Consider the following 17,710-nt stretch of genomic DNA (forward strand, 5'->3'; position numbering starts at 1 on the left):
CGACGTGAATCGACACCGCGCTTTCATCCTCTGCGAACAAAGGAGCGCCGATGGCTCGCCGCTATCTCTCCGGGGAGGCCCGTCCCGGCGTGTCCTTCTCGCCCGCGCTGGCCGCCGAGATCCGCGCCGAGCTGCCCCGGGTGGCCGACGACGTCGTCCGGGCGATCATCGAGGGCGTCCCCAGCTACGCCGACGCCTTCAGCGGGCCCATGGGCGAGACGATCCGCACCGCGGTGCAGGTGGCGCTCGGCGGCTTCGTCTCCCTCGCGAGCGGACGCCGCGGCGTCGACCTCTCCACCCCGACCGCCACCGCGGTCGAGGGCGCCTACCAACTCGGGCGCGGCGAGGCCCGCAGCGGACGCACGACCGACGCCATCCTCGCCGCCTACCGCATCGGAGCCCGGCTCTCCTGGCGCGAGCTGTCGACGGTGGCGGTGCGCCACGGCATCGACGGCACCGCCCTGGTCGAGTTCGCCGAGCTGGTCTTCGCCTTCATCGACGAGCTCTCCGCGGCCAGCGTCGCCGGGCACGCCGACGAGCTCGCCGACACCGGCCGGGTGCGCCAGCAGCGCCTCGAGCGGTTGGCCGACCATCTGCTCGCGGGGGCGCCGTCCGAGACCCTCACCGAGGCCGCCGAGCGCGCCGACTGGCCGACGCCGACCACGCTGACCGCCGTCCTGGTGCCGCGTGCCCAGGTGCGCCCGGTGCTCGGCGGCCTGCCCGCCGAGACCATCGCCGTCGACCGGCCCGAGCTCGACGACCTGGCCCTGCTGCTCGTGCCCGACGTGCACGAGCGGCGCCGGGGCGTCGTCCAGCAGGCCACCCGGGGTCGCGGGTGCACCCTGGGCCCCCCGAAGCCGTGGCGTTCGTGCCGGGTCTCCTACGACCGCGCGCTGCGGGCCCTGGCCCTCGGCCTGACCGGCGACACCGACGACCACCTCGTGCCGCTGCTGCTCGCCGCCGACCCCGAGCTGGTCGACGACCTGCGCGCGCGGGTGCTCGCGCCGCTGGCCGATCTGCGACCCGCGACCGTCGAGAAGCTCGTCGAGACCCTGCGCGCCTGGCTGCTGCACCACGGACGCCGCGAGGAGGTCGCCGCCGCGCTGTTCGTGCACCCCCAGACCGTGCGCTACCGCATGGGCCAGCTGCGCGACCGGTTCGGCGACCGCCTGGAGGATCCCGACACCGTGCTCGCCCTCACCTTGGCCCTCGCCCGGAGCTGAGCCTGGACCCAGGCTGAGAGCCGTGCCCGCTACCGTCTCCCCCATGACGGCCAGGACCCGCCGCCCCCGGGGCGTGAGCGCACCGCGTACCGCCGTCCTGGCCACCGCGGTCACCGCCGTGCTCCTGAGCGCCCTCACCGCGTGCGGCGGCGAGGAGTCCGACGGCCCGGAGCGCACCTACGTGGCCCTCGGCGACTCCTACGTGGCCGCCGTCGGCATCACGCCGCTCGCCGAGACCACCTGCTCCCGCTCGACCCGCAACTACGCCCAGCAGATCACCGCCGCGCTCGCCGACACCCCGCAGGCCGTGCGCCTCGACGACCAGTCGTGCGCCGGGGCGCCGATCTCCTCCCTCACCGAGACCACGCTGCGCGGCGCCGCGAGCGTGCCGGCGCAGCTCGACGCCCTCGACGACTCCACCGACCTCGTCACCATCGGCATGGGCGGCAACGAGGGCGGCATCTTCTCCACGCTCGTCACGAACTGTCCCGAGCTGCGCGCCTCCGACCCCACCGGCGCCCCGTGCCGCGAGGCCCAGCAGACCGACGCCGGCGACCGGCTCGTGATCGCGGCCCGCGGGGTGCGCGCCGCGATGACCACCGCCCTGGCGCGCATCCACGACCTCGCCCCGCAGGCCCGCGTGTTCGTGGTCGGCTACCCCGAGGTCGCCCCGGCCCGCGGGGTCTGCCCGCGCCGGCTGCCGCTGGCCGCCGGCGACGTCGCCTACTTCCACGAGCTCACGGGCCTGATCAACGACGCCCTCGCCGCCGCCGCGAAGGCCGCCGGCGACACCTTCATCGATGCCGCCGCCGCCACCCGCGGACACGACATCTGCAGCGACGACCCGTGGGTCAACGGCCAGGACGACGGTCCCGACGGCAGCTGGGGCTACCACCCGCGCCTGCAGGAGCAGCAGGTCGTGGCCGGGCTGATCCTCGAGGAGCTGGGCGTCACCGCGACGCCCGCCGCCAGCCCCTCACCCACCACCCCGTAGCGTCAGCGCCATGCTCCACACCGCCGCCACCCGTCGCGGGCGCGCCCTCCCGGCCGCCGTCCTCAGCGCGGTCCTGCTGGTCACCGGCACGCTCGCCGGCTGTTCCTCCGACGAGGGCGCCAGCGCGCCGACGTCGCCGTCCGCCTCGGCCGACGACGGCTCGACCTCGCCCTCGCCCAGCCCGACCGTCGGCACCGGCCGCTTCCCCACCTACGTCGCGCTCGGCGACTCCTACACGGCCGCCCCCGGCGTCCCGACCCAGGACCCCGACGACGGGTGCCAGCGCTCCAGCAACAACTACCCGCACCTGGTGGCCTCGCACTTCACCGGCTCGGCGCTCACCGACGTCAGCTGCTCGGGCGCCGACTCCACCTCGCTGGTCGGCGTCCAGCGCACCCCCGACGGCGTCCTGCACCCCGCCCAGTTCGATGCCCTGTCGAACGACGTCGACCTGGTGACGATCGGGATGGGCGGCAACGACCTCAACCTCTTCGGCACCCTCATCGGCGGGTGCATCGCCGCGGCCCGCACCGACACCGAGGGCACCCCGTGCACCGATCTCGGCGAGAAGAAGCTCCAGAAGACCATCGCCGGCATCCGCGAGCGCCTCACCGCCGCGTTCCTGGGCGTGAAGGACCGCGCACCGAAGGCCGAGGTCGTCGCGGTGGGCTACCCGCAGATCGTGCCGGCGACGGGCACCTGCCTGACGCTGCTGCCGATCGCCGCCGGCGACTACCCGTTCGCGCGCCGGGTCAACCAGCAGCTCGACGACGCCGTCCGCGCGGCCGCGGCGAAGGCGAAGGTCGGCTTCGCCGACGTCTGGGCGGCTACCGCCGGCCATGACATCTGCGCCGACGACCCCTGGATCAACGGCGCCCAGCAGCGGCCGAACGACGCCATCCCGTTCCACCCCTTCGCCGCCGAGCAGAAGGCGGCGGCGCAGGCGGTCATCGCGGCGATCGGTTCCGCGAAGGGCTGACGCCGACCGGCGGTCGCGGTGCCCGAGCCCCCGGGCGAGGGCCGCGAGACCCGGCGACCCCACCGCCCACCGGCACCGCCTCACAGCTCCCGGTGCACCACCCGGCCGGCCACGGTCGTGAGCGCGACCGGCATGGCCCGCAGGGCCGCCGCCTGGTCGCGCGGGTCGCCGGCGGGCAGCGGGTCGGCGTCGAGCAGGACGACGTCGCCCGGCCCGCCGACCGCCAACTCGCGGCGTCCGTCGAGGGAGGCGAGCAGTGCCTCGCGGGGCGTGATCGCCTGCTCGGGATGCCAGGCGGGCCGGTCGTCGGCCGAGCGGTGCACCGCCGCGGCGATCGCCACCCACGGGTCGAGCACCGCGACCGGCGCGTCGGAGCCGAGCACCAGCTCGACCCCGGCCTCCAGCATCGAGCGGAACGCGAAGCAGCGATCGGTGCGGTCGGGCCAGACCCGCTCGGCCAGATCGCGGTCGTCGAGCAGGTGGGCGGGCTGCACGCTGGCCCGCAGCCCCAGGGCCGCCATCCGCACGACGTCCTCGTGCCGGATGAGCTGCGCGTGCTCGATCGAACCCCGGGCACCGGTCACGGCGTAGGCCTCCAGGGCCGCGGCGGCCGCGGCGTCGCCGATCGCGTGGGTGGCGACCTCGAGGCCGTGCCCGTGGGCCGTGGCGAGCAGGCGCTGGAGCTCGGCGGCGTCGAGGTTGGGCATGCCGGGCGGGGCGGTGGGCGCATCGGCGTAGGGGGCGCAGCACCAGGCCGTGCGGGTGTTGAGCGATCCGTCGCTGATGATCTTCAGGGGCCCCATCGTCAGCCGCGGGTCGCCGCCGAGCGGATCGCCGGTGCGGCGTCCGGCGGCGATCACGGCGTCCAGCCCGTCGGCGTAGACAGCCATCCGCACTCGCAGCAGGTCGGCACCGGCGGCCCACCGCTCGCACCACTCCTCGGCGCCGCCGCTGAACTCGAAGTCGACCAGGCCGACGACGCCGCGGGCGGCGGCGGCCTCCAGGGTGCGCCGGTAGGCGGCCGGCGAGGTGCCGTCATCGCCGACGAGGGTGGAGAGTCGGCCGTAGGCGGCGAACCACTCCGCCTCCCGGACGACGGTGTCGCGCACGGGCAGCGCGAGGTGCAGCAGCGCGGGGGTGTTGAGCCAGGCGTGGTGGGCGTCGCCGGAGATGAGCACCACCGGGGTGTCGCCGCTGACGGCGTCGAGCTCGGCGACCGTGGGCTCGCGCGACCAGCCCGCCGAGCGGTGGCCCCAGCCGACGACCGGCACACCCGGCTCGACGGCGAGCCGGTCGGCCACGCGGCGCACCGCCTGCTCGGGGCCGGTGACGTCGGCGAGATCGAGGCGGCCCGAGCTGAGCGTCCACTGGGCGAGGTGTACGTGCTGGTCCCACAGGCCGGGGATCAGCCAGCGTCCGTCGGCGTCGATCACCTCCGTCACCGCGGCGCCGGCGGGCGGCTGCGCGGTGCCCGCCGGGACGACGGACACGACCCCGGCGTCGTCCAGGACGACGTCGACCAGCGGCGGCTCGGAGGCGGCCGCACCGGGCTCCGAGGTGAGGAGGTCGACGGGTCGACACCGGCGGATCGCGATGGGCATGCGCTCAAGGTAAAGCCCGGTTGGCTAGGTTCTCCCCATGGGTGTGCGCTCCGTGGCCGGTCTGGCCGTCCTCGCACTCCTCGGCCTGGGCATCGGCTGGGGGGTCGGCGATCTGCGCGAGAGCGACCCCGTCGCCGCCGACCTGAGCCCGGTGCCGGCCTCCGGGCCGGCCTACCCGCGCGACAAGCCGGTCGTCGTCGAGCCCGACAACGACTTCCCGGCGCTGGCCCGCAACCTGCCGCTCAAGCGCACGAAGCTCGGCAGCGGTCCGTTCGCGCTCAGCGTGGCGGTGCCCGAGGGGTGGCAGCGCAGCCTGAAGTCCTTCGGCGAGTGGGGCTGGTACCCGCCGCCCGGCGTGCCGACCCCGACCAACCCGGCCACCTACAACACCTACTTCATGCGCATCCGCCTGGTCGGCAACCTGCACCAGTCCATCGACGCGGCCCTCGACCAGCGCATCGCCAACCTCAAGAAGGCCACCGGGGTCGCGAACTTCACCCTCGACTACCGCTCGGCCGACACCTTCCAGGCCACCTACGTCTCCGACAAGCACCTGCGCGTCACCATCGAACGGTTCATCGACTCCGACCGCGAGCCGGGCGTCGCCTACGCCACGATCGCGGTGGTCGGCCGCGAGGTCGACCGCGACGGCATGACCAACCTGCTCGAGAACGTCACCGACTCCGCGTTGGACGCCGCCGCGGCGGCCGCCGAGCAGCAGGCCGACTCGTCCGGCTGACCCCGGCCTGCCCTCTCAGAGCGTGCGCGCCGAGACGGTGTCGAGCACCTGCTCGGCGGTGTCGGCGTCGGTGGCCCGCACCTGCACCCACAGCAGCGTGTCGGCACCGAGCCGCACGACCCGCTCGACGGTCACCCCGTCGGGGCAGCCGGTGTGCACGACCGTGGTCGAGGACGGCGTCCCCGGCTGCTCGACCCGCACCTCCGGCTCGGTGGTGTCGCACTCGGGGTGACCCGGCATCAGCTGAGGCAGGGCCGTGCCGGAGAAGAGCCCCAGGAACACGCCCTGGCCGGCCTCGGCCCACGCGGCCGAGGTGCCGACCGACAGCGCCGGCAGGTCGCCGTCGGCGTCCGGCCGGGTCGGGCCGCCCCACGGCCCGCGCGCCACGGCGGCGTCCCAGCCGCGCGGGACGGCGACGCTCAACGCGCCGGAGGCGTCGGTGACCGTGACCGTCGGGCTCAACCGGGAGCGCTGCAGCGCGTAGCCGCCGGCGGTCGTGCCGCCCAGCACGACGAGGGACGCCGCGACCGCCACGACGGCGCGCAGCACCCGGCGCCGCGGGCGCGGCAGGGTGGTGGCGGCGGCGTCGAGGTCGGCGGCCGCGACCGGCTGCGGAGAGGGCCGCTTGCCCGGCTGGGTGAGCTCCGGGTCGATCGGCAGCCAGGGCTTGCCCGGCGCGAGCGGCGCCGGGCGACCGAGCGCCTCGTCGAGCGCGTCGACGAAGGCCGTGACGTCGGGGAAGCGCTCCTCGCGGTCGACGGCGAGCCCCCGCACCAGCACCTGCTCGACGGCGTCGGGGAAGACCCGGTCGGGGGTGGAGACCGGCGGCGGCGGGTCGGGGTGGGCGGCCTGCTGGAGCGAGGCGTGCGCGTAGGGCGGGCGGCCGGTGAGCAGGAGGTAGGAGAGCGCGGCGAGGGAGTACTGGTCGGCACGGGCGTCGGGGCTCTGCGCGCGGGCCTGCTCGGGGGCGACGTAGGACGGCGTCCCGGCGATCATCGTCAGCCGCGAGGACATGTCGAGGGCCTTGCCCAGACCGAGGTCGCCCACCATCGCCTGCACGGTGCCCTTGCGGGTGCGGAAGAGGACGTTCGCCGGCTTGATGTCGCGGTGCAGGATGTCGAGGTCGTGCAACGCCTGGAGACCCATGCCGACCTGGCGGATCACCTCCAGCGCCTGCCCCGGCGTCAGGCCCTCGGTCTCGAGCCGGTCGGCGAGCGTGCCCTGGTCGGCATACGACATCACGAGGTAGGGCCGGCCGTCGTCGAGCTCGCCGGCGTCGTAGACGCTCACGACGTGGGGCGACTCCACCCGCCGCAGGTAGCGGCCCTCCTCGATGAACCGGCGCCGCACGTGGGAGTCTTCGGTCCAGTTGTCGGCGAGCACTTTGACCGCAACCGGAGAGTCCAGATGGTCGTCATACGCCAGCCAGACCGTCGCGAATCCGCCCGCGCCGATCCGGCGGCGGACGGCGTAGCGACCGAGTCGCTGAGGCATGGACACGCGAGCATTATGTTTCAGAGCGGGTAAGGAGAAACGCATGACGTCCTTCGGTGGCGAGAACCAGGCCCTGACCCCCGACGAGATCGACGACCTCGCGCGCCGCGCCCAGGACGGCGACAGCGGGGCGCTCGAGGAGCTCCTCGGCGCGATCCGCCCCCGCGCGCTCAACGTCTGTCGGGGTGTCCTCCCCTACACCCCCGACGCCGAGGACGCCTGCCAGGAGGCGTTGATCAACATCGCCAACAAGATCGGCACCTGGGGCGGTCGGGGCCGGTTCACCACCTGGATGCACGTCGTCGCGGTCAACAGCGCCCGCTCGACCTACCGCCGCATGAAGAACCAGGCCATCCCGGCCGACCCGCAGAGCTACGGGGTGCTCGAGCGCCCCGACCCGCGCACCACCAGCGTCATCGCCGGCACCCGGCTCGACCTGCTGGAGGCGATGGAGACCCTCGAGCGCGAGCACCCGCAGTTCGTCGAGCCGCTGCTGCTGCGCGACGTCTACGGCCTGCCCTACGACGAGATCGCCGACCTCGTCGGCGCCCCGCTCGGCACGGTGAAGGCGCAGATCCACCACGGACGCCGTCTCACCCGCCCGATGCTCGCCGCCGGGGACGACGCGTGATCGCCCGCCGGGCCGCGCTCGGGGCGTGCGCCGGCGTCCTCGCCCTACCGCTGGTCGCGGACGGCGCCGCCGTCAGCGCCGACCCCGACCCCGCGACGTCCCTCAGCACGCCGCGCCGGGACCCCTACTACCCGCGCGTCGGGTCGCCGGTGGTCGACGCCCTGCACTACGACCTCGACCTCACGTGGCGGCGCGCGCAGCGCCGGCTCGTCGGCCACGAGACGCTCACCTTCCGGGCCGCGCAGAGCGCCGACACCTTCACCCTCGACCTCGGCGCATCGATGACGGTCACCGCGGTCGAGGTCGACGGCGTCGCCGTCGACTTCCGTCGCCCCGACCACGACCTGATCGTGGAGCAACCCGTGGTGGCCGACGCCACCCACACCGTGACCATCGACTACGACGGCCCGCCCCAGCCCGTGAAGGCCCCCTCGGTGCGCTCCGACGTCGAGACCGTCGGCTTCCACACCACCCGCACCGGCCGGGTCTGGGCGATGCAGGAGCCCTACGGCGCCTTCACCTGGTACGCCGTCGACGACCAGCCGGCCGACAAGGCCACCTACGACATCTCGATCACCGCGCCCGCGGGCTGGAAGGGCGTCTCGGGCGGCGTCCTCACCGGCACCGAGACCGGTGGCGACGGCCGCGTCACCACGCACTGGCACCTGGGGTCGCCGACGGCGTCCTACCTGACCACGATCGCGATCGGCCCCTACCGGCACCGCACCGTGCCCGGCACCGACACCGTGCCGCGCATCGACATCTGGGCGCTCGCCGGCGACATCGGCCGCCTGACCCGCACCTACGCGAAGGCCGGCGAGGCGCTCGCCTGGCTCGAGCGGCGCCTCGGGCCCTACCCGTTCGACTCGCTGGGCATCCTGACGGTCACGGGGTCCACCAGCGCGATGGAGACCCAGACGATGGTCACCATCGGCGACACCCCGTACGCGACCAGCCCCGATGTGATCCTCCACGAGTTCTCCCACCAGTGGTACGGCGACCTGATGACGCCGAGCGTGTGGTCCGACGTCTGGATGAACGAGGGCATGGCGACCTACCTGCAGGCGGTGTGGTCGAGCACCCAGCCCGGCGGCACCTCGACGAAGCGCACGCTGCGCGACTGGGCGTCCTACGACGGACAGCTGCGGGCCGAGTCCGGCGCCCCGGCCGCCTTCGACCGTCGGCACTTCGGCAGCAGCAACGTCTACTACTGCGCGGCGCTCATGTGGGCACGCCTGCGCGAGCGTCTCGGCTCGCCCCTGTTCTGGCGCCTGGTGCGGGAGTGGCCGCGCTCGCAGGCCTACGGCAACGGCGACTACGCCAGCATCACCGCCTGGTGGAGCGAGCAGTCGGGGCATGACCTCAGCGACTTCTTCCGTCGCTGGCTGCTGTCCACGCGCTCGCCGGCCGGGAGCTGACGACGCCGCGTCGCACTAACCTCCGCTCATGGCCGAGCGACTCACCGCCCACCAGCTGATCGGACTCGTCCTCGACGAGGGCTCCTGGGAGTCCTGGGACGTCCCGCCCGCCTACGGGCCGATCAGCGAGCAGTACGCCGCCGACCTGCTCGCCGCGCGCGAGCGCAGCGGGGTCGACGAGGCGGTGCTGACCGGCGAGGGGCGGGTCCGCGGACGCCGCGTGGCCGTCGTCGTCGGCGAGTTCTCCTTCCTCGCCGGCTCCATCGGACGGGCCACCGCCGACCGGCTGGTCGCGGCGATCGAGCGGGCGACGGCGTCCGGGCTGCCGCTGCTGGCCGCGCCGGTGAGCGGCGGCACCCGCATGCAGGAGGGCACGCCCGCGTTCGTGCAGATGGTGCGCATCTCCGAGGCGGTCATGGCCCACAAGCTCGCCGGACTGCCCTACCTGGTCTACCTGCGCAATCCGACGACCGGCGGCGTCATGGCCTCGTGGGGCTCGCTCGGGCACATCACCGTGGCCGAACCCGGAGCACTGGTGGGCTTCCTGGGCCCGCGGGTCTACGCGGCGCTCTACGGCCGGGAGTTCCCCGAGGACGTGCAGACCTCGGAGAACCTCTACGCCCGCGGCATCATCGACGCCGTCGTCGCGCCGGCCGACCTCGCCGACATCATCGACCGCGCGATGCGCATCATGCGTCCCGACCCGGCCGCGCTGGCCGGCGTCCCCGACCCAGGCGAGGCGCCGCCGGTGGAGGTCGACACGTGGGAGGCGGTCACCCGCTCCCGCGATCCCGAGCGCCCCGGTGTGCGGCGGCTGCTGAAGTACGCCGCCTCCGACGTCGTCCCGCTCAACGGCACCGGACAGGGCGAGACCGAGCCCGGGCTCCTCATCGCGCTGGTGCGCTTCGGCGACGTCCCGTGCGTGTTCCTCGGCCAGGACCGCCGCGGCCAGGCCGACAACCATCCGCTCGGCCCGGGCGCGCTGCGCGAGGCACGGCGCGGCATGCGGCTGGCCTCCGAGCTGCGACTGCCGCTGCTGACCGTGATCGACACCCAGGGCGCGGCCCTGTCGGTGACCGCGGAGAACGGCGGCCTGGCCGGCGAGATCGCCCGCTGCCTGGCCGACCTGGTGACCCTCGACGCGCCCACGCTGAGCCTCATGCTCGGCGAGGGCAACGGCGGCGGTGCGCTCGCCCTGCTGCCCGCCGACCGGGTGGTCGCCGCCCAGCACGCCTGGCTCTCCCCGCTGCCGCCCGAGGGTGCCAGCGCGATCGTGCACCGCGACCTCGACCACGCCCCCGAGATGGCCCGCGCCCAACGCGTGCGCGCCTTCGACCTCCACGCGCTGGGCATCGTCGACCGCATCGTCCCCGAGGAGCCCGACGCCGCCGTCGAGCCCGAGGCCTTCTGCCGCCGCGTCGGCGCCGTCCTGGCCCACGAACTCGCCGGACTCATCGCCTCGGGGCCGGGCACGCCGACGGATCGGGCGCGGCGGTACGGGTGAGGGTGGTCGTCTGAGTCACCGGCCGCCCGGTGACTCTGTCGTTGGTCAGCTGAAGTTTCGTACGCCCACCGACAGACTCACCTGACCAATCGGCCCCGACCGGCCCCTGGTCGGCAAAACTAGAACGCGTTACATTGCGCGGATGCTCCCCCGACGACTGGCCCGGCGCCCTCTCCGGCGGGGCCTGGTGACGGCGCTCGCCGCGGCCGCGCTGCTCGTTCCGGCGCTCAGCCATACCCCGGCGTCCGCGGACGGCGTGGGGTTGCCGGCACTGCCGACCATCCCCGGCCTGCCCATCGTGCCGCTGCCCACGGATCTGCTCGTGCCGCGGTTCACCGGGGCCGCCGCCGTGGCGAGGCCCGTGCCCCACCCCGAGGTGCCGCAGAACCCGTGGCTCTCGCCCAACGGCACGAGCAGCATGCACAACGACGCCTACTCCTCCGACGCCTACGAGGTCGCGGGGCCGCTGGGTCGCGACCTCGCGATGACGACGGCGTCCTACGGCATCCGCGAGTGCGCGACCGCGGCCTTCGACTCCCGAGGACGACTCGTCGGCCTGTGCGGCGGCCTCGAGGGCTTCATGGTGATGGTGATCGATCCGGTGAGCCTGCGCGCGATCTCGCAACTGCAGATCTCCCAACGCGATCTGCTGGCCGGCGGCAACCCGTTCACCGACATCTGCGGCGGCACCTACTTCGTACTCGACAAGCGCGACCACGCGATCGCCACCACCGCCGACGCCTCGATCGTCGACGTCGCGGTGCGCGCCGACGGCAGCCTGCGCCAGGTCGCGGAGTGGCCACTGGCCGACCGGCTGCCGGAGGGCGACTGCCTGGTCGCGACCACGCTCGACTGGTCGGGACGGGTCTGGTTCTTCAGCCAGCAGGGCTACGCGGGCACCCTCGACCGGCGCACCGGAGCCGTGCACGTCGTCCGGCTCGGCACGGCGGCCGAGCCCGAGGGCATCTTCAACTCGGTCTCCTCCGACGAGACCGGCGGCGTGTACGCCGTGACGACCCACGCGCTCTACCGCCTCGACGCCGCACGGGACGGCGTCCCCGACGTGACCTGGCGGGCGGCCTACGACCGCGGCAGCCGCAAGAAGCCCGGCATGCTCTCGCAGGGCTCGGGCACGAGTCCCACCCTGCTCGGACGCCGCTGGATCGCGATCACCGACAACGCCGACCCGCGCACCCGCGTGCTCGTGCTCGACCGGCGTCGCGGCGTCGCCGACGACGAGCGGCTGCACTGCGCCGTCCCGATCTTCGGCAAGGACACCGGCACCACGGAGAACAGCCTGGTCTCGACCGGGGACGGCTTCGTGGCCGAGAACAACTACGGCTACGAGGGCGTGCAGACCACGACGCTCGGTCGGACGACGACGCCCGGTCTGACGAAGGTCGAGCTCGACCCCGACGGCTGCCACATCGCCTGGACCAACGACTCGATCGCACCGACCTCGGTGGCCAAGGCGTCGTGGGGCAACGGCCTGCTCTACGCCTACACGAAGCCGAAGCGCTCGGACCTCATCGACGCCTGGTACGTCACCGCGATCGACCTGCGCACCGGGAAGACGGTCTGGAACCGGCTCACCGGCACCGGCATCCAGTGGAACAACCACTACGCCGCGATCTACCTCGGCCCGGACGGCGCGCTCTACGTCGCGACCCTCACCGGGCTGATCCGCCTCGCCGACGGGAGCTCCTCGTGACCCGCACCTACGTCGTCTCCGGGGGCGCCTCGGGCATCGGCGCCGCCACCACGGCCCTGCTGCGCGAGCAGGGGCACCGGGTGATCACGGTCGACCTGCGCGACGCCGACGTGATCGGCGATCTCGCCACGCCCGCGGGCCGGGACGCCGCCGTGACCGCCGTGCGTGCGCTCGTCGATCCGGCGGTCGGCCTGCACGGCGTCGTCCCGTGCGCGGGCGTCGCCGGCCTGACCGGTACGGACCCGCAGCTGCTGGTGTCGGTGAACTTCTTCGGCGCGATCGCGCTGGTCGAGGGGCTGCGCGACCTGCTCGCCGTCCCCGGGGACGCCGCCGTGGCGTTCCTCGCCTCGAACTCGATCACCGGGATGCCGGGCTGGCAGCTCGCGACCGCCGAGGCCTGCCTGGCCGAGGACGAGGAGGCCGCCCGCGCCGCGGCCGCCCAGGTGGAGGCCGTGATGGTCTACCCCTCGACCAAGGCGGCGCTGGCCTGGTGGGCCCGCACCCACGGCATCCGCGAGGAGTGGATCGGCGCCGGCATCCGCCTCAACGCCGTCGCGCCCGGCAAGATCGCGACCCCGATGACCGAGGCACTGGCCGCCGACCCGGTGTTCGGCCCGCTCGGCGAGGCCTACCCGACCGCGATCGGCCGCGACGGCCGACCCGAGGAGATCGCCGCCGTCATCGGCTTCCTGCTCTCCCCGGCGTCATCGCTGCTGGTCGGGACCACCATCTACGCCGACGGCGGCACCGACGCCATGCTGCACCCGCGCTCGCCGGCCGGGTGGGACCCGAAGTAGGTCGCTGGGCGGGCTGGTTGGGGGGCTGGGGCGCGAAAGTTTCGGCGGTCGACCGCTGAAGGTTCGGCGGTCGGCCGCTGAATCTTTCGGTGGGAGTGCGAACCTTCGTACGCGAACCGAAAGTTTCGGCGGGTACCCGCCGAAACGTCGACAGGTACCCGCCGAATCTTTCGCGACCCCAGCGGCCGGATCACTCGCGTGCGCCGCGAAACTCGCACTGGGACGGCGAAACGTCGCCGTTCCGGTGCAAGATTCTTCGGTCGACCGAAGAATCTTGCAGCGCCGGACGCCCGGACGCCCCCGGCCAGCCCTCAGAACACCAGCCCCGTGGCGGGGTCCTCCAGGATCGAGGCCACGTCGGCGAGGAAGCGCGAGCCGGCCTCGCCGTCGATGTGGCGGTGGTCGAAGGAGAGCGTGAGGGTGGCGACCTTGCGGACGGCGAGCTCGCCGTCGACCACCCACGGCCGGTCGGCGATCTGACCGAAGCAGAGGATCGCGGACTCGCCGGGGTTGATGATCGGCGTGCCGCCGTCGACCCCGAACACCCCGACGTTGGTGATCGTGAAGGTGCCGCCCGCCATGTCGGCGGGCTGGGTGCGGCCCTCGCGGGCCACGGCCACGAGGTCGCCGATCGCCGAACCCAGCTCGCGCATCGACAACGCGTCGGCGCCCATGATGTTCGGGACGACGAGCCCGCGCGGGGTCGCGGCGGCGATGCCGAGGTTGACCCCGCCCCGGATGACGACCTCCTGGGCGGCGTCGTCCCAGAAGGAGTTGATGATCGGGGTGCGCCGCAGCGCGAGGGTGACGGCGCGGGCGAGCACGAGCAGCGGCGAGACCTTGAGGTCGCGGAACTCGCGACGCTCGCGCAGCCGCTCGACGAACTCCACCGTGCGGGTGACGTCGACCTGCACCCACTCGGTGACGTGCGGCGCGGTGAAGGCCGAGGAGACCATCGCCTGCGCCATCGCCTTGCGCACGCCCTTGATGGGCTCGCGGGTCTCGGTGGCGCCCTGCATGGGCGCCACCCCCGGCCGCCCGAGGTCGGCGTACCGCTCGGGCATGGCGCGGTGCGGGGACGGCGCGCCCTCGACGTCGGCGCGGGTGATCACGCCGCCCGGACCGGAGCCGATGAGCGTGGCGAGGTCGACGCCGAGATCCTTCGCGAGCTTGCGCACCGGCGGCTTGGCGAGCACCCGGACGGCGGCCGGGCTGAGCGGCTCGGCACGGTCGGGGCTGCCCGCCACCACCGGCTCCACGACCGGCTCGACCTCGACGGCCTCGACCATCGGCGAGGCCTGGCCGGGCATGAAGGACGCCGCGGTCTGCAGGCGGGCGGCGTCGGCCCCCGAGGCGACGCGGCGGGGGCGGCGGACCGCGCCGCCCTCGACCTTCGACCGGCCGACCAGCGACTCGCCCTCGCCGAGCCCGCCCGCGGCGGGGTTGGACAGGTCGATCTCGGCCGGCGGGGCGGCGGGCGCGGAGGACGCCGCGGGAGCGGCCGCCGCCGGCACGGGCGCGGCGGCCGGTTCGCCGATCGCGATGATCGGGGTGCCGACCGGCACCGTCTCGCCCTCGGCGACCAGGAGTGCGGTGACCTCGCCGGCGAAGGGCGAGGGCAGTTCGACCAGCGACTTCGCGGTCTCGATCTCCACGACGATGTCGTTGACGGCGACGACGTCGCCGACCTTCACCTTCCAGGTGACGATCTCGGCCTCGGTGAGGCCCTCGCCGACGTCGGGCAGCTTGTACTCGGGCATGCGGGGCTCCTCTCAGAAGGCCAGGCTGCGGTCGACGGCGTCGAGCAGGCGGTCGAGATCGGGCAGGAAGTGCTCCTCGTTGCGCGCGGCCGGGTAGGGCGTGTCGAATCCGCCCACCCGCAGCACCGGCGCCTCCAGGGAGAAGAAGCACTCCTCGCTGATGCGCGCCGACAGCTCGGCGCCCAGGCCGAGGTTCACGTGCGCCTCGTGGACGACGATCGCCCGGCCCGTACGGCGCACTGAGTCGTAGACGGGGTCGAGGTCGAGCGGGCTCAACGTGCGCAGGTCGATGACCTCGAGGGAACGGCCCTCGCCGGCGGCAGCCTCGGCGGCCCGCAGCGCGGTGCGCACGGTCGGCCCGTAAGCCAGCACCGTGACATCGGTGCCGCGCCGCACGACGCGGGAGGTGAACAGCGGCGGCGGGGCGATCGACTCGTCGAGCTCGGCCTTCTCGGCGTGGTACTGCCGCTTGGGCTCGAGGAAGATCACCGGGTCGTCGCAGGCGATGGCCTGCTGGATCATCCAGTACGCGTCGACCGGGTTCGAGCACGCGACGACCTTCAGGCCCGGCGTGTGGGCGAACTGCGCCTCCGGGGACTCGCTGTGGTGCTCGACGGCGCCGATGCCGCCGCCGAAGGGGATGCGGATGACCATCGGCATCGGGCTGCGGCCGCGACTGCGGTAGCGCATCTTCGCGACCTGGCACACGATCTGGTCGTAGGCGGGGTAGACGAAACCGTCGAACTGGATCTCGACCACCGGCCGGTAGCCGCGCAACGCCAGGCCGACCGCGGTGCCGACGATGCCGGACTCCGCGAGCGGGGTGTCGATGATGCGGTCTTCGCCGAAGTCCTTCTGCAGACCGTCGGTGATGCGGAAGACGCCGCCGAGCTTGCCGACGTCCTCGCCCATGACGAGCACCTTCGGGTCGTTCTCCAGCGCCTTGCGCAATCCCGCGTTGAGGCCCTTGGCCAAGGTGATCTTCGTGCGCTCGCTCATCGGGCCACCTCCGCACCCTCGAAGGAGGCCAGGTAGTCGGCGTAGCCGTCGCGCTGGGCGGCGAGCTCGGCCGGCATGTCGGCGTAGACGTGGTCGAAGAGGTCGAGGGGCTGCGGGTCGGGCAGGGCCTTGCAGCCCTCGCGCAGGTGGACGCCGAGGTCGTCGGCCTCGGCGGCCACCGCCTCGAAGAAGTCGGTGTCGGCCAGGCCGTTGCGCTTGAGGTAGACCTCCACGCGCGCGATGGGGTCCTTCAGTTTCCAGCTCTCGACGTCGGAGGAGAGCCGGTAGCGGGTGGGATCGTCGGTCGTGGTGTGCGCGCCCATGCGGTAGGTGTAGGCCTCGACGAACGTCGGCCCCTGGCCGTCGCGGGCCCGCTGCAGCGCAGCGCGGGTGACGGCGTAGGTGGCCAGCACGTCGTTGCCGTCGACGCGGATGCCGGGGAAGCCGAAGCCCAGCGCCCGCTGGTAGAGCGGGATGCGGGTCTGGCGCTCGATCGGCTCCGAGATCGCCCACTGGTTGTTCTGGCAGAAGAACACGACCGGGGCGTTGTAGGAGGCGGCGAAGATGAAGGCCTCGTTCACATCGCCCTGGGACGACGCGCCGTCGCCGAAGTGGGCGAGCACGGCGGCGTCGCGCGCAGGGTCGCCGGTGCCGACGACGCCGTCGCGCTGCATGCCCATCGCGTACCCGCACGCGTGCAGGGTCTGGGCGCCGATGACGATCGTGTAGAGCCCGAAGTGGTGCTCGGCGGGGTCCCAGGAGCCCTGGTCGACGCCGCGGAAGAGGCCGAGCAGCTGGAGCGGATCGATGCCGCGGCAGTAGGCGACGCCGTGCTCGCGGTAGGTGGGGAAGACGTGGTCCTGCGGGCGCAGCGCACGACCGGCGCCGATCTGCGCGGCCTCCTGGCCCAGCAGCTGGGCCCACAGGCCGAGCTCGCCGTGGCGCTGGAGGGCGGTGGCCTCGACGTCGATGCGCCGCGTGAGCACCATGTCGCGGTAGAAGCCGCGCAGCTCGTCGGCGTCGAAGTCGAGGTCGAACTCCGGGTGGTGGACCCGCTCGCCCTCGGGCGTGAGGAGCTGGACCAGTTCGGGGCCGCCGTCGCTCTGCGAGGGGCCGAAGACCTCCACGAGGTCGGGGCCGAAGGTGGGATCTGGGGTCACGGGTCGCTCCGTCGTCTCGGGTCCGCGGGCGGGGTCGCCGCCGGGACGCTGTCCGCCCGGACGCAGCTGCAGGGGTGGCGCAGCTGTGATCCGGGACACAGGGTACGACCACGGTAGCGCTCCCGGCCGACACCGCCCACTCCACCCCTCCTCCGCCCCCGGAGGCGCCTCCCGCTCCGCCCGCGGGCCGACCCTCGCGGCCGCTGGGGCGCGCCTTCTACGCTCGGGGGCATGACCACCCCCGTCAGCGCCTCCACGACGATCGCGGCCCCCGCCGAGGTCGTCTTCGCGATCCTCGCCGACCCCCGCCAGCACGCGCGCATCGACGGCTCGGGCACCGTCCTCGGCGTCGCCGAGGGCCCCGACCGGCTCGAGCTCGGCTCGAAGTTCGCGATGAAGATGAAGATGGGCGCGAAGTACCAGACCCCCAACACCGTCGTGGAGTTCGAGCCCGACCGCCTCATCGCGTGGAAGCACTTCGCGCCGCACCGCTGGCGCTACGAGCTCACCCCGACCGCGGACGGCGGCACCGAGGTCACCGAGACCTGGGACATCTCCCGCTACCCCGTCGGCGCCCGGCAGCTGCTGAGCCGCATGTACGCGGTCAAGACCCAGGCCGGCATCGAGCAGACCCTGGTGAAGCTCAAGGAGGCCGCGGAGGCCGACGCGGCGTCCTGATCGATCACCGGGGCGCGAGGGC

General features: G+C 73.8%; 15 protein-coding genes. 10 read left to right on the forward strand and 5 right to left on the reverse strand.

Features of this window, described 5'->3' with window-relative positions; genetic code table 11:
• Nucleotides 1-50 precede the first annotated feature (50 nt).
• Genes ABD671_RS12915 through ABD671_RS12925 form a run of 3 tightly spaced genes read left to right on the forward strand, consistent with a single transcriptional unit; the run spans nucleotide 51 to nucleotide 3,196 of the window.
• Entirely contained in the window at nucleotides 51-1,223 is a 1,173-nt protein-coding gene (locus tag ABD671_RS12915) for a PucR family transcriptional regulator (RefSeq protein WP_344733800.1), read from the forward strand.
• Nucleotides 1,224-1,266: 43 nt separating this feature from the next.
• Nucleotides 1,267-2,217 (forward strand): SGNH/GDSL hydrolase family protein, encoded by a 951-nt coding sequence (locus tag ABD671_RS12920; protein WP_344733801.1) that lies wholly within the window; start codon nucleotides 1,267-1,269, stop codon nucleotides 2,215-2,217.
• 10 nt (nucleotides 2,218-2,227) lie between these two features.
• On the forward strand, nucleotides 2,228-3,196 hold the full coding sequence (locus ABD671_RS12925; RefSeq protein ID WP_344733802.1) for an SGNH/GDSL hydrolase family protein: 969 nt from the start codon (nucleotides 2,228-2,230) through the stop codon (nucleotides 3,194-3,196).
• An 80-nt stretch (nucleotides 3,197-3,276) separates the two neighbouring features.
• Here ABD671_RS12925 and ABD671_RS12930 read toward each other — a convergent pair whose 3' ends face one another.
• Complete coding sequence (locus ABD671_RS12930; protein WP_344733803.1) at nucleotides 3,277-4,797, reverse strand: amidohydrolase; 1,521 nt, start codon at nucleotides 4,795-4,797, stop codon at nucleotides 3,277-3,279.
• Nucleotides 4,798-4,834: 37 nt separating this feature from the next.
• Here ABD671_RS12930 and ABD671_RS12935 point away from each other — a divergent pair, with 37 nt between their 5' ends.
• Complete coding sequence (locus tag ABD671_RS12935) at nucleotides 4,835-5,536, forward strand: hypothetical protein (RefSeq protein ID WP_344733805.1); 702 nt, start codon at nucleotides 4,835-4,837, stop codon at nucleotides 5,534-5,536.
• Between the two features lie 15 nt (nucleotides 5,537-5,551).
• On the opposite strand, the gene ABD671_RS12940 is transcribed toward ABD671_RS12935, so the two are convergent.
• On the reverse strand, nucleotides 5,552-7,030 hold the full coding sequence (locus tag ABD671_RS12940; protein WP_344733906.1) for a serine/threonine-protein kinase: 1,479 nt from the start codon (nucleotides 7,028-7,030) through the stop codon (nucleotides 5,552-5,554).
• Between the two features lie 43 nt (nucleotides 7,031-7,073).
• Between ABD671_RS12940 and ABD671_RS12945 the strand changes: the two genes are divergently transcribed.
• The 5 genes from ABD671_RS12945 (at nucleotide 7,074) to ABD671_RS12965 (ending at nucleotide 13,091) form a co-directional block, all read left to right on the forward strand.
• Nucleotides 7,074-7,661, forward strand: a complete 588-nt coding sequence (locus ABD671_RS12945) for an RNA polymerase sigma factor (RefSeq protein ID WP_344733806.1) — start codon at nucleotides 7,074-7,076, stop codon at nucleotides 7,659-7,661.
• Entirely contained in the window at nucleotides 7,658-9,079 is a 1,422-nt protein-coding gene (locus ABD671_RS12950; RefSeq protein ID WP_344733807.1) for a M1 family metallopeptidase, read from the forward strand. Before ABD671_RS12945 ends, ABD671_RS12950 begins: the two co-directional genes overlap by 4 nt.
• Before the next feature lie 28 nt (nucleotides 9,080-9,107).
• Complete coding sequence (locus ABD671_RS12955) at nucleotides 9,108-10,583, forward strand: carboxyl transferase domain-containing protein (protein ID WP_344733808.1); 1,476 nt, start codon at nucleotides 9,108-9,110, stop codon at nucleotides 10,581-10,583.
• 142 nt (nucleotides 10,584-10,725) lie between these two features.
• Nucleotides 10,726-12,294: a hypothetical protein gene (locus tag ABD671_RS12960; protein WP_344733809.1), complete on the forward strand. Its 1,569-nt coding sequence runs from the start codon at nucleotides 10,726-10,728 to the stop codon at nucleotides 12,292-12,294.
• Entirely contained in the window at nucleotides 12,291-13,091 is an 801-nt protein-coding gene (locus tag ABD671_RS12965; RefSeq protein WP_344733810.1) for an SDR family oxidoreductase, read from the forward strand. Before ABD671_RS12960 ends, ABD671_RS12965 begins: the two co-directional genes overlap by 4 nt.
• Before the next feature lie 311 nt (nucleotides 13,092-13,402).
• On the opposite strand, the gene ABD671_RS12970 is transcribed toward ABD671_RS12965, so the two are convergent.
• Genes ABD671_RS12970 through pdhA form a run of 3 tightly spaced genes read right to left on the reverse strand, consistent with a single transcriptional unit; the run spans nucleotide 13,403 to nucleotide 17,010 of the window.
• On the reverse strand, nucleotides 13,403-14,851 hold the full coding sequence (locus ABD671_RS12970) for a dihydrolipoamide acetyltransferase family protein (RefSeq protein WP_344733811.1): 1,449 nt from the start codon (nucleotides 14,849-14,851) through the stop codon (nucleotides 13,403-13,405).
• Nucleotides 14,852-14,863: 12 nt separating this feature from the next.
• Complete coding sequence (locus ABD671_RS12975) at nucleotides 14,864-15,850, reverse strand: alpha-ketoacid dehydrogenase subunit beta (protein WP_344733812.1); 987 nt, start codon at nucleotides 15,848-15,850, stop codon at nucleotides 14,864-14,866.
• Nucleotides 15,847-17,010 (reverse strand): pyruvate dehydrogenase (acetyl-transferring) E1 component subunit alpha, encoded by a 1,164-nt coding sequence (gene pdhA, locus ABD671_RS12980; protein ID WP_425574916.1) that lies wholly within the window; start codon nucleotides 17,008-17,010, stop codon nucleotides 15,847-15,849. The genes ABD671_RS12975 and pdhA overlap by 4 nt, the downstream gene beginning before the upstream one ends.
• A 231-nt stretch (nucleotides 17,011-17,241) precedes the next feature.
• Here pdhA and ABD671_RS12985 point away from each other — a divergent pair, with 231 nt between their 5' ends.
• On the forward strand, nucleotides 17,242-17,688 hold the full coding sequence (locus ABD671_RS12985) for an SRPBCC family protein (RefSeq protein ID WP_344733813.1): 447 nt from the start codon (nucleotides 17,242-17,244) through the stop codon (nucleotides 17,686-17,688).
• Nucleotides 17,689-17,710 lie beyond the last annotated feature (22 nt).

The sequence above is a fragment of the Nocardioides fonticola genome, assembly GCF_039536805.1.
Classification (GTDB): Bacteria; Actinomycetota; Actinomycetes; order Propionibacteriales; family Nocardioidaceae; genus Nocardioides; species Nocardioides fonticola.